This window comes from Shewanella aestuarii, from assembly GCF_011765625.1.
In the GTDB taxonomy this organism is placed as follows: Bacteria; Pseudomonadota; Gammaproteobacteria; order Enterobacterales; family Shewanellaceae; genus Shewanella; species Shewanella aestuarii_A.
Genome location: NZ_CP050313.1, coordinates 432992 through 445547, shown reverse-complemented (window position 1 = coordinate 445547; position 12556 = coordinate 432992). Strand labels below are relative to the sequence as shown.

Here is a 12556-nt window from a genome sequence, read left to right as displayed (position 1 = left end):
GAGTCCACTACCTCGCTGCAACACGCACCAACACTCGAAAGCAATAACCAATTGGTCAATTTTGTAATAAATTGACCAATTCGTTGCCTAAGATCAAAAGTCAAGTAAAAAAGTTTTGTTTAGGTCATTTATTGACCTTTTCAAGCCCGTAAAAAAGGGCTACTATAGCGCCCCTTTGAAGAGCAAGGTGAAATAGCGCAATGCAAATTGGCCCCTATCAACTGTCAAATCAGCTGATCGTGGCACCAATGGCAGGTGTCACCGATCAAGCCTTCCGCAACCTTTGTTTACGTTATGGTGCAGCCTTAGCAGTATCAGAAATGTTGTCGTCCAATCCTGAGGTTTGGGATTCGGAAAAAAGCCGCGTGCGCATGGCGCACTCTGGCGAAGAAGGAATACGCTCCGTACAAATAGCCGGTGCAGATCCTGATTTAATGGCCAACGCAGCTCAGTTCAATGTTGAACAAGGTGCGCAAATCATTGATATCAATATGGGCTGCCCAGCAAAGAAAGTGAATAAAAAGCTAGCAGGCTCAGCACTAATGCAAAGCCCCGAGTTAGTAAAAGAGATTTTACAAGCCGTGGTCGCAGCAGTTGAAGTGCCCGTTACCTTAAAAATTCGCACAGGGTGGGATCCAGATAATCGTAATGGGATCCAAATAGCCCAAATTGCCCAAGATAGTGGCATTGCTTCGTTAGCGGTTCATGGCCGCACCAGACAATGCATGTATAAAGGCTTTGCTGAATACGACACTATTAAAGCAATAAAACAGAATATCTCGATTCCTGTCGTTGCCAATGGCGATATCGACAGCCCAGAGAAAGCCAAGTTTGTGCTTGATTACACGGGTGCCGATGCGGTGATGATAGGAAGAGGTGCACAAGGAAGGCCCTGGATTTTTAAAGAAATCCAGCACTACTTGGAAACAGGTGAGAAGTTAGCGCCAATTAAGGCAGAAGAGCAACGCTTAGTGATGCTTGAACACCTTAATAAACTTTATGACCTGTATGGCGAGTACAAAGGTGTCCGATTTGCCAGAAAACACATCGGATGGTACCTAAACCAAGAAGAACAGCGACAATTACGAGCTGACTTCAATCGGCTTGAAACCGCTGTCCAACAGCATTCCTTTGTGGAATGTTATTTTGAAGAATTAGTGTAGAATTACTTAAAGAGCAGAATAGAATGTTTGATCAGACAACTAACACAGAAGTTCACCAGCTTACCGTAGGCAAAATCGAAACAGCAAACGGCACTATCAAGCCGCAGTTATTACGTGACGCAGTAAAACGCGCCGTAACTAACTTCTTCTCTCAGTTAGACGGTCAGGAAGCTTCAGAAGTTTATGAGATGGTATTGTGTGAAGTAGAAGCACCATTACTAGACATCATCATGCAACACACTCGTGGCAACCAAACGCGCGCTGCGAACATGTTAGGTATCAACCGTGGTACTTTACGCAAGAAGCTAAAGAAATACGGCATGAACTAAGACTTAACGTCTAAGTGATTGTAATAAAACGGGCTTTCCAGCAATGGGGAGCCCGTTTTTGCTATCAGAATATGCATAGCGTCACACATGTTTTCACTGTTACGATTTTCAGCCCAATCCATCCTTTAGGGATGTTAAACAGCCTACATAGCAAGCTGTTTATGGTGGCTCTGTTGCGTATTCAGTTAAATACCCAGCATTGAAATTAACCCGTATTCCGTTAAAGCTGAGTACTATCTTGTGATTTTACTTCTGCTTGTTGTTTCAACTTTTCCGCTTTGGTGGCTTCAACTAACTCATTAAACTTAAGTTGCATATCCGCTATATCGATTTTAATCACATGCTGCCAAGACTGACCAAGGTCTTTGGTAAATACCACATCGCCTTTGTCACATAAAAAGTAAATCTCATCAACAGAAGAGAGTTGCGCTAACAAGGTTTCACATTCCGGCATGGCATGATTAACATCAAGTGATTTGTTTTTTTCAATTCGGGTATTATTAATTGTGCTGTTACAAGCAGTTAAAAACAGAACTGACATTAACAAAAATAATCTAGCTTGAATTTCCATTCCTTTGACAATAGACAATAAATAATGAGGCTGATATTAAGCCTCTTTTTGAACAACATTAGTGCTAACAATAATCGGGTTTAATGATTAGGGCTGTTAAATATATCCAGCGCAGCGCGGGTCATAGCTCGTACGCCAGTGCTGATCGTGGTGGGATAATCAGGAGCAAACTTGCTTGAGTGTAATGATGGCAAGGTTTGTCCATTGGTGACGCTATCGGCATATAACTGTGGCTCCACTGCACCCAACCAGAATAAAGTGATGGGCACGTTTTCTGCTGTGCGACCATATAAACCAAAATCTTCTCCCGCCATCACAGGCGGCGCAATTTGTACGTTATGTTGGCCTATTTCAGCCTCAATACTGGCCTGCACTTTAGCGGCTAATTCAGGGTTATTGTAGGTTGAGGGGATCGATTGATCAGCATGCACATAAACCTCTGGCATGAGATCGTCTGGCAACCCTGCACTCATAGCGATGCCTTTGGTAATACGCTTGATTGCAGCTATTTGCTGTTCACGCACCTCAGGATTATATGAACGCAGCGTTAACTGCAGCTGCACTTCATTAGAAATAATATTATGCTTTGAGCCACCATGGATTGAGCCCACAGTAACCACATTAGGCTCTAAAGGTGATATTTCACGACTGGGGATAGTTTGTAATGCCATTACCGTTCTGGCGGCTAATACTACGGGGTCGATGGTCGTATGTGGGTAAGCGCCATGGCCGCCTCTGCCTTTGATTTTAATATCAACCGAATCGACGTTTGCCAAGGCATAGCCGCTTACCGCCCCCACTTTTCCCGCAGGAATTGAAGCGCTGACATGCAAACCTAAAACCGCATCAGGCGTAGCAAATTGGCTATATAAGCCTTGTTTTAACATAGCTTTAGCGCCACCACCGACCTCTTCTGCAGGCTGTGCGACCATCATTAATGTCCCTTGCCATTGGGCTTTTTGCGCCACTAATTGTGCCGCGGTGCCAATCAGGCTTGTCATATGTATATCATGGCCACAGCCATGCATAATACCAACGGTATTATTATTAGCATCAAGAGCTGTCGCAGTGGATGCATAAGGTTTGCCCGTTTGCTCAATAATCGGTAATCCATCCGTGTCAGCGCGGATCATCACGGTAGGCCCAACGCCATTTTTAAACATTCCCACTACGCCATAGCCACCAAAATTATCAGTGACCTCAAAGCCAAGTGCAGCCAATTCTTGCGCCATACGAGCACTAGAATGTTTTTCTTGATAAGACAACTCAGGATGTTGATGCAGATATAAATAAAGTTGCTCAAGTTTAGGTAAGGCCTGCTCAACCGAGGCAGCTAATGAGCTTGCCTGACTGGCGATGGGGTTAAATAAACTAAAAGATAGTGATACCGCTAAAGCGAGTTTGGTGGCGTACATGGGCGTCCTTGTTATCCATTGGCTGCATCAAAGCAAATATGTGACTTCATCAAGCTACTGTAAACCAGTGCCAACCAATAAACCAGCATCGAGCATCAACATTAACGCAACACAATGCCATTATTTTACAAACCAATCATCAACATAACGCGCTAGCTCTGAAGCGATAAAACACCTATATTGAAGCAGTACTTTTACTATCAATATCCAATTTAGATCAAGGAAAGAAAGGCTATGCAGGCTTTTTGGAAAATGCTTTTTGCGGTTTTAATATTAACGTCAATCCAGATACAAGCAGCTGATGATATTAATTTAAAAAAGGTGTCAGAGGCTGAGCTACGCACCGAGGCCATTATTGAAGCCAAAACCAGTCAGCAATTTAGCCGTGAAGGTGAAACACCTCTGTCAACAATGATTGCGATCAGTGAGGCCATTCAAAAAAATGATTGGCAAAAGGCGAGTAGATTTGTTGATTTACGTTACCTGCCTGACAATATCCGCCAAGAAGATGCACCCGATTTGATCCGTAAATTAAACATTTTATGGAAAAAGAAAAATATTATCGATTTATCACAAATTAGTGACTTACCATCAGGCCATAGCAACGATAATTTACCCCCTTATCGTGATTTACTCGGGGTTTTAGAAACCGAAGATGGCCCAATACCAATCTACTTGCAGTTAGTTCCCGATGGCAAAAGCGGCAAAATATGGAAAATATCCAACGCGACAATCTCTAAAGTCCCTATGCTTTGGGAGCAATATGGCTATCCTCCACAGATAGAAGCGTTAGCGAATTTTTTACCCCAAGTGACCATTTTTCATATGGATAACTGGCAAGCGCTTATTTTCTTTATCAGTATTTTTTTAGGCTGGATAGTGGCAGGTTTTGTCAGTATGGCAGCTCAATCTATCGCCAAAATATTTGAATCAAAGCTCAAAGGAATAACTCAATTTTGTGGTCGAAGTCTGCACTGGTTTGTTTATTTAATGCTTTTGCAAAATATTGCACTGGCTTTAGGACTTTCAGTGCGAGCAAGAGTGTGGTTTGAAAATGGCACCTTGATATACCTTGCGTTTACCATTCTTGCTTTAGGGGTTATTGAATTATTTGCAAATTACAAAGCTGAACAATTTCAAACTAAAAAGAATAACTACAGCATTGCATTACTGCGCCCCGTGGTCGCTATTGTCAAAATTCTTATTATTATTGTTGGCATATTAATGTGGTTTGAAAGCTCAGGCTACAATATGGCGACCATCTTAACCGGCTTAGGTGTGGGGAGTTTGGCCATTGCATTAGCCGCACAAAAACCGCTCGAAAACGTGTTTGGCGCATTTACAATTTATGCCTCAAAACCCATTAATCCTGGTGATTTTTGCCGTTTTGGTGACGTTAAAGGCACAGTAGAAGAAATAGGCCTGCGATCAACAAGAGTAAGAAAACTTGATCGCTCAGTTGTTCATATTCCTAACTCGGTGTTTTCATCAAAAGAATTAGAGAACTTCTCGGTGATTGACCGTCGTCGATTCAAGCAAGATTTGCGTATCAGCTTAGCGACACCCAAAGAGCAAATTCAAGTTCTGTTAATTGAGCTAAGAAAACTACTCGCGGGCCATCCTAAAGTGCTGGACGTGGGTCAGCGCGCTCGTTTTCTTGCCATTGAACGCGATGCGTTTTTAATCAAAATTAACGCCTATATTGATACCGGAAATGTGATTACCTACTTTGGTATTGCAGAGGATTTAAACTTCCACATTTTAACCATTTTAACTGAGTTAAATATTCAGATTGCGCCTGCTGGCCAACATGTGGTGCTAACCCCTTATAATGAGCCCAATGTCGCCATACAACAACAGGCTGCAGCCACCATGGCACAAATGATAGCCGCAGAAGAAATGCCATTTCCTAACTTTAGTAAAGAAACCAAAGCCACACTTAAAGACAGCGTACAATACCCCCGGTTGGCAGTGTTGCTAATGCAGAGAAAAAAACAACCGAGCCAAGCGAAGATGCTAAAACAGTGCAGGCTAACACCGAAGAACAACAAGCCGCTTTATCTGAGATTGAATCCGATAATAATGGCGCTAGCAGTAGTAAGTCTTAATTAATCATACTGTTATTCAAGGGGATAAATCGAGTTAATCAAGATTGATAAAACGATTCCGTCCCCTTTAAAGCTACCCTTTTAAACTGGAGTTCCTGATGCCAAATGATGATCGCTACTTTTATCAACCTAGCCAAGGGCATGGCTTAGCGCATAATCCACTGAATGCCATTATCAGCCCGCGCCCCATTGGTTGGATTGCTTCAAAAAATAGCCAAGGTCAGCGCAATTTAGCCCCTTATAGCTTTTTTAATTGCTTTAATTACACTCCGCCAATTATTGGATTTGCCAGCACAGGCTGGAAAGACAGCGTGGCTAATATTGTTGAAACCGGTGAGTTTGTATGGAACTTAACCACTCGCGAGCTCGCTGAAAAAATGAATCAAACCTCGGCAGAATTACCCTCAGGTGAAGATGAATTTGTCTTTGCCGGATTAACCCCAGCACCAAGCCAAATTGTGGCCGTTGATAGAGTTGCTGAAAGCCCGGTGAATTTTGAATGCAAACTCAGCCAATGTATTCAACTTAACGATGCTCAAGGCAATAAAATTGATACTTGGCTAGTGCTTGGAGAAGTCATCGCGGTACACATTGCCAAGCATTTAATTAGCCCAGAAGGTATATATCAAACAGCTTTGGCACAACCGGTATTACGCGCAGGTGGCCCGTCAGCCTATTATGGTATTTCTGAAGATCATCGCTTTGACCTTAATCGCCCCATCATTAGCAAATAACACCATTTAGAGCGCCATAACCCAATAATATGCAAACTCTACAACTTAACAGTATTGCCCAAACCCTTAATGCCACCGGCGTCAAACGTGTTGAACCGATTCAATCCCTCTGGGGAGGCTATGGCGAACTAGTCAGAGTGTATTTACATGGCGGACAACACCAATCTGTGATTGTTAAACAGATTAAATTTCCCCAACCCACACATCACCCAAGAGGCTGGGCAACTGATTTATCGCACCAGCGAAAGCTCAAATCTTATCAAGTCGAAGCCTATTGGTATCAACATTATGCCAATACCTGTCGTGCCAATAATCGTGTGCCTAAATGCTTGTGGTTAAGTGCTAGCAGCACACTCAACCACATGACTGGTAATAAAACTGAGATAAATTCAGATGAAATGCTGTTGGTGCTGGAAGATTTAGCTCAACTGGGTTTTAGCGTAGTCAATAGTCATAGTAGCCCAAGCATTATTCAAGCCTGCTTAACGTGGCTGGCGCACTTTCATGCTCAATTTATGCAGCATAGCGCTGAAGGTTTATGGCCAATTGGCACCTATTGGCATTTAGCTACCCGCCCCGATGAGTTTAAAGCCTTAGCCGATAGCAGGCTTAAACAGGCGGCTTCAGCATTAGATGAACGGTTAAATACGTGCCGCTATCAAACCTTAGTGCATGGCGATGCCAAGTTGGCCAACTTTTGTTTTACGCCCGATGCTAGTAAAGCGGCAGCGGTAGACTTTCAATATATTGGCCGAGGTTGCGGCATGAAAGATGTGGCTTATTTTCTCAGTAGCGTCCTGACTTTTAATGCTCCCGTATCGCAAACAAACACGCTTGTTGAGTATTATTTAGCATATTATTTTGCTACCCTAAAACAAAGCCTCAAACAGCAGCAACCCAGTATTGATGCTAATGCGCTTATTCAAACGTGGCGGCCATTGTTCAGTATCGCTTGGGCTGATTTTCATCGATTTATCAAAGGTTGGAGCCCCGAGCATCCCAAAATTAATGCTTACTCAGAAGCGCTTACAGCTCAAGCACTAAAGCAACTGAATGAATAACCTAGGCCGCTTAAGCAAAAACTGGCTTAGCTGTGCATGTGACGAGATTTGTATTCTGTTGGGCTGATGCCATAAAACTGCTTAAACAACCGACTAAAATGGCTAGCACTGCTATAACCCAGCGAAAAACAAACTTGAGTAATTTGCTGACCTTGTGCAATTAACTCGGCGGCTTTTTTTAATCGCATTTGTTGTTGATATGCCATCGGCGTACACCCCAAATGCGCTTTAAATTGATTAAAAAACTTACTGCGGCTCATGCAAGCTTTTCGGCAAATAGCATCAATATCTAGCGTATCTGTCATATTTTGTTTGATGTACTGCAGTGCGTGATTTAAGCCATTAAACTCTGGGTCTTGTTCGCTATGATGCAATAGAAAATCACGGGTTTGATCACGCAACAACCGCACAATTAATTCCGATACCGCCAAATCAATTAAATAGCTTCTGTCTTGATGATTTTCAGTAAAAATGCCCACTATGCGTTCAAGCAAAACTTGGGTTTGTTGATTATGGTGGGTGTGCAATAAGCTTTGCTGATATTGCCAATCGCCATATTGCTTGTCTTTTGGGGTAATTGCATTCAGCTTTTTCGCCACCTGTTGCACATGCTCAGGGGTTATTTCAATCGCTAAGCACCGTGTTGGCTGATGAAGCTTTGCCTCAGGAAAATCAATCTCTACCGCTTGATTTGGTGCCATCACAAATGATTCATGAGGATAAAATGCCGCCTGGTAATCATCTTGACTGTGCATCACCTTTTTACCCGTCACCATGCTGCAAAACAGCATTTGGTCTGATTTTAGCGCCACCCGACTGGCTTGTTCGAATGTATCGTAAATACTTAACTCAGTGTCAGGTCCGGCAAAACTTATTTTATTCTCAACCAGCACTTTGGGCTCAACGCCCGGCTGTAAAAATCCTTTTATCATACTTGTACCTAAATGGTTATGTGACTGACAGATCCCGTACCACAATCCATCTCAATACTGTCAGTTCACTCCCCCCGCAATCTCGCCAAGTAGATAATTTGTACTGTGAGTCAACAGCTGTGGATTTTCAGAATAGTTAAATTTTCAATATTTGAACTAGGTTAATTAGACATCCAAAAAATACAATTAGAGGAAAGTCTTATGATCTACGCAGCACCCGGCCAAAAAGATGCCATTATTAACTTCAAACCTATCTATCAAAACTATATTGGCGGCCAATGGGTCGAGCCCGTCAATGGCCAATATTTTGATAATATCAGCCCTGTTAACGGCCAAGTTTTTTGTAAAATCCCCCGTTCTGACAAACAGGATATTGAACTAGCACTGGATGCAGCCCACAAAGCGAAAGAAGCATGGGGCAGCACATCAGCGGCAGAGCGTTCAAATGTATTATTGAAAATAGCCGATCGCATTGAAGCCAATTTAACCTATTTAGCCGTTGCCGAAACTTGGGATAACGGCAAAGCGGTGCGCGAAACCTTAAATGCTGATATTCCATTAGCGGTGGATCACTTTCGCTACTTTGCAGGCTGTTTACGCGCTCAAGAAGGCAGCGCTGCTGAAATTGATGCCAAAACAGTGTCATACCATATCCGTGAACCATTAGGTGTTGTTGGGCAAATTATTCCGTGGAATTTTCCGCTATTAATGGCGGCGTGGAAATTAGGCCCAGCATTAGCGGCGGGCAATTGCGTGGTCCTAAAACCTGCTGAGCAGACACCTGCATCAATTCTAGTACTGCTAGAGTTAATAGGCGATTTATTACCAGCAGGCGTATTGAATGTAGTTAATGGATATGGCGCTGAAGCAGGCCAAGCCCTTGCCACCAGCACCCGTATCGCCAAAATTGCCTTCACTGGCTCAACGCCTATTGGCTCGCACATAATGAAATGCGCTGCTGAAAACATTATTCCTTCAACCGTTGAGCTAGGCGGTAAATCACCCAATATCTTTTTTAATGATGTGGTTAATTTTGAAGACGAATACTTAAGTAAATGTATTGAAGGCGCTGTGTTGGCATTTTTCAATCAAGGCGAAGTGTGTACCTGTCCATCACGCTTGTTAGTACAAGAAGATATCTACCCGCAATTTATTGAAAAAGTCATTGAGCGCTCAAAAGCCATTAAGCGCGGTAACCCGCTAGACACTGAAGTCATGGTTGGCGCACAAGCCTCACAAGAGCAATTTGATAAAATCATGAGCTACATCGACATTGGTAAAAATGAAGGTGCCGAAGTGATTATCGGCGGCGGGGTTGAGCCCGTCAGCACAGAGTATCAACAAGGCTTTTATATTCAACCCACCCTATTTAAAGGCACTAATGATATGCGAGTTTTCCAAGAAGAAATTTTTGGCCCCGTTATCTCTGTCACCACCTTTAAAGATGAGGCCGAAGCCTTAGCATTAGCCAACAACTCAGAGTTTGGTTTAGGCGCGGGCGTGTGGACGCGGGATATTAATTTGGCCTATCGCATGGGGCGAAAAATACAAGCAGGTCGAGTTTGGACTAACTGTTATCACATGTACCCTGCCCATGCGGCATTTGGCGGTTACAAAAAGTCAGGTGTTGGCCGTGAGACTCACAAGGTTGCATTAGACCATTACCAACAAACCAAAAACTTATTAGTCAGTTACGATGTGAATCCGTTAGGCTTCTTTTAGTTTACAATTAATCTTCTTTTAAAATCTGCGCCTCGCTTTTAGTTTAAAATTGAATACAATGTATAAAACGATTTTAAAAACGAGGCGACATTGGACAAAGCAAAAATATTAGTCATTGATGATGACCCCATTTGTACCGGCATGCTTTTGGCCATTTTAGGTGATGATTATCAAGTTTTGTCAGCTAACTCCGGATCTGGCGCACTTGATCTATTATCAAGCGTAAAGCCCAACCTTATTTTGCTCGATATCACCATGCCAAACATTAATGGCTATCAGGTGATAAAACACTTAAAGGGCGATCTGCGAACCAGCAATATTCCTGTGGTGGTGATTAGCAGCTTAGTCGAGAAATCAGACCAAGATTTTGCCATCAACTTAGGCGCGGATAATTACTTAACTAAACCCATCCTTCCTAATGACATCCAAGCGATATTGAATAAATATCTCTCCCTCTAAGTATTCTTATCTTGTATGAAACACTGAGGGCTGAATCAATTCAGTCCTCAATTTACCCATAGACACTCGCCCAAAAAACCACGACTCAATCCTCTTCTGGCTAGACAAAGCACCACACCTTTTCAAAAAGGTTACGCCAATAAAGACAAACAGTTAACCGCCTGTAACCAAATGGTTACATATAGTTTTTATTCATAAAACCTTCATAGTAAACACTTAATTTTTGCTACTATTCGCCAGTAAGCTCAACAGCTTATACATTATAAAAAAAAGATAATAATTAGGGGTTTATATGAGACATAGCTTATTAAAAGGCTTAGTGGCATCAGCCGTGTTAGTAGCATTAACTGGCTGTAATAGCGACGACAAAAAAGATCTAAGTGCATGTGAAGCCGCAGGTGATGCATGTACTCGTTTTACTGTGATCCATACCAATGACAATCATGGCCGTTTTTGGGAAAACAATAACGGTGAATATGGCATGGCGGCTCGCAAAACGGTCATTGAGCAGATAAGAACCGAAGTCGCTCGCGCTGGTGGTGACTCTATTTTACTGTCTGGCGGCGACATCAATACCGGTGTACCAGAATCAGACATGCAACAAGCCATTCCTGATTTTGTCGGCATGAACATGCTAGGTTACGATGCAATGGCGGTGGGTAACCATGAGTTTGACAACCCACTTAACATTCTACATATGCAAGAAACCTTAGCAAACTTCCCCATGCTTGCCGCCAACATTTATGATAAAAACAGCAACACTCGCTACTTTGAACCCTACCGCGTATTCGACATCAACGGTTTGAGTGTGGCCATTATTGGCTTTACTACCGTTGATACACCAAAAATTGTTAACCCTGAGCACGTAGAAAAACTCATCTTTACCGATCCGCAAGCCGAACTGCAAAAAGTGCTTAACGAAATCGACGCGAATGAAGATGTTGATTTAGTGTTCGCCGTGACTCACATGGGCCATTACGCTGATGGCAACCACGGCACTGAAGCTGCTGGCGATGTGATGCTTGCTCGTTCAGTTGAACAAGGCCGACTACAAGCCATTATTGGTGGTCACTCACAAAACCCTGTTTGTATGGAAGGTGATGACTACGCTCAGTTCCAACCTGGCGATGACTGCAAACCGGATCAGCAAAACGGTACCTATATTATGCAAGCCCACGAGTGGGGTAAGTATGTGGGTCGTGCCGATTTTGAATATATTGATGGCGAGTTAACCTTAGCCAATTATCAGCTGATCCCCATTAACTTAAAAGCAAAAAATGCGGATGGCGAATTAGAGTTTATCACTGAAGAAATCACCAAAGACCAAGCCGTTTACGACATGCTAAAGCCTTATCAAGAGCGCGGCCAAGAGTTACTTGATGTGGTCATTTCGTATACCGATGGTCGCTTAGAAGGCGATCGCGAAGTTGTGCGCGTACAACAAACCAATTTAGGTCAGTTAATCACGACCGCTTATTCTGAGTTTGTAAGCAAAAACTTTAACGTCACCGCTGACTTTGGCGTGATGAATTCAGGTGGTATTCGCGCTTCAATTGTTGAAGGTGATATTACTTATCGTGACGTATTAACCGTTCAGCCATTTGGTAACTTCGTGTCTTATGTCACCATGACAGGTACTGAAGTTGCGGATTATTTAGCTGCCATTGCCGTTAAAACCGGTGGTGGATTCCCACAGTTAAATGACGTTGCAATGGCGGTAGATTGTGATGCGGGTACCGTAGAGATTGCTAGCCTAGGTGGCCGTGCATTTGATGAGCAAGAAAACTATACCTTCTCGTTAATTCACTTCAGCGCAGGCGGTGGTGATGGTTATCCTGTTATCAACCAACACCCTAATTATATTAATACCCAACTTATTGACGCAGCCGCATTCCGTGAATACTTTGTGGCTAATCCATCCATTAAAGCTGAAGATTTTGCGCCAGTTGAAGGTCAACTTACCTTCACCAAAGCTGGCACCATTGTGGGCAGCTGTGCAGGCTAATCATTAGCTGATTGTTAAAGTAAAAAAGGTAGCGCAAGCTACCTTTTTTATAGGTAT

At 42.9% G+C, this 12556-nt stretch carries 11 protein-coding genes; 8 read left to right on the top strand and 3 right to left on the bottom strand.

What is annotated here, in order from left to right; translation table 11 throughout:
• Window positions 1–200: 200 nt before the first annotated feature.
• Window positions 201–1163 (top strand): tRNA dihydrouridine synthase DusB, encoded by a 963-nt coding sequence (dusB, locus tag HBH39_RS02095; RefSeq protein ID WP_167675164.1) that lies wholly within the window; start codon window positions 201–203, stop codon window positions 1161–1163.
• A 23-nt stretch (window positions 1164–1186) separates the two neighbouring features.
• The gene (fis, locus tag HBH39_RS02090) at window positions 1187–1492 is read left to right on the top strand and encodes a DNA-binding transcriptional regulator Fis (protein ID WP_011635942.1); all 306 of its coding nucleotides are present in this window, start codon (window positions 1187–1189) and stop codon (window positions 1490–1492) included.
• 220 nt (window positions 1493–1712) lie between these two features.
• On the opposite strand, the gene HBH39_RS02085 is transcribed toward fis, so the two are convergent.
• Both HBH39_RS02085 and HBH39_RS02080 read right to left on the bottom strand, forming a co-directional pair.
• A complete protein-coding gene (locus HBH39_RS02085) occupies window positions 1713–2063 on the bottom strand; it encodes a hypothetical protein (protein WP_167675162.1) in 351 nt (116 codons plus the stop codon).
• Between the two features lie 80 nt (window positions 2064–2143).
• Entirely contained in the window at window positions 2144–3478 is a 1335-nt protein-coding gene (locus HBH39_RS02080) for an amidohydrolase (protein WP_167675160.1), read from the bottom strand.
• Window positions 3479–3712: 234 nt separating this feature from the next.
• On the opposite strand from HBH39_RS02080, the gene HBH39_RS02075 reads away from it, so the two are divergent.
• The 3 genes from HBH39_RS02075 (at window position 3713) to HBH39_RS02065 (ending at window position 7381) form a co-directional block, all read left to right on the top strand.
• The gene (locus tag HBH39_RS02075) at window positions 3713–5590 is read left to right on the top strand and encodes a mechanosensitive ion channel family protein (RefSeq protein WP_167675158.1); all 1878 of its coding nucleotides are present in this window, start codon (window positions 3713–3715) and stop codon (window positions 5588–5590) included.
• Between the two features lie 94 nt (window positions 5591–5684).
• On the top strand, window positions 5685–6320 hold the full coding sequence (locus HBH39_RS02070; RefSeq protein WP_167675156.1) for a flavin reductase family protein: 636 nt from the start codon (window positions 5685–5687) through the stop codon (window positions 6318–6320).
• Between the two features lie 29 nt (window positions 6321–6349).
• Window positions 6350–7381 (top strand): phosphotransferase, encoded by a 1032-nt coding sequence (locus HBH39_RS02065; RefSeq protein ID WP_167675154.1) that lies wholly within the window; start codon window positions 6350–6352, stop codon window positions 7379–7381.
• Between the two features lie 26 nt (window positions 7382–7407).
• Here the strand turns inward: HBH39_RS02065 and HBH39_RS02060 are convergent, their stop codons facing one another.
• Window positions 7408–8313, bottom strand: a complete 906-nt coding sequence (locus HBH39_RS02060) for an AraC family transcriptional regulator (protein WP_167675152.1) — start codon at window positions 8311–8313, stop codon at window positions 7408–7410.
• 201 nt (window positions 8314–8514) lie between these two features.
• Between HBH39_RS02060 and exaC the strand changes: the two genes are divergently transcribed.
• From exaC to ushA, 3 genes are all read left to right on the top strand, one after another.
• Window positions 8515–10035, top strand: a complete 1521-nt coding sequence (gene exaC / locus HBH39_RS02055; RefSeq protein WP_167675150.1) for an acetaldehyde dehydrogenase ExaC — start codon at window positions 8515–8517, stop codon at window positions 10033–10035.
• Window positions 10036–10125: 90 nt separating this feature from the next.
• Window positions 10126–10494 carry a response regulator gene (locus HBH39_RS02050; RefSeq protein WP_167675148.1) on the top strand — a complete coding sequence of 123 codons (369 nt, stop codon included), beginning with the start codon at window positions 10126–10128 and terminating at the stop codon, window positions 10492–10494.
• Window positions 10495–10786: 292 nt separating this feature from the next.
• The gene (ushA, locus tag HBH39_RS02045; RefSeq protein WP_167675146.1) at window positions 10787–12499 is read left to right on the top strand and encodes a bifunctional UDP-sugar hydrolase/5'-nucleotidase UshA; all 1713 of its coding nucleotides are present in this window, start codon (window positions 10787–10789) and stop codon (window positions 12497–12499) included.
• Window positions 12500–12556 lie beyond the last annotated feature (57 nt).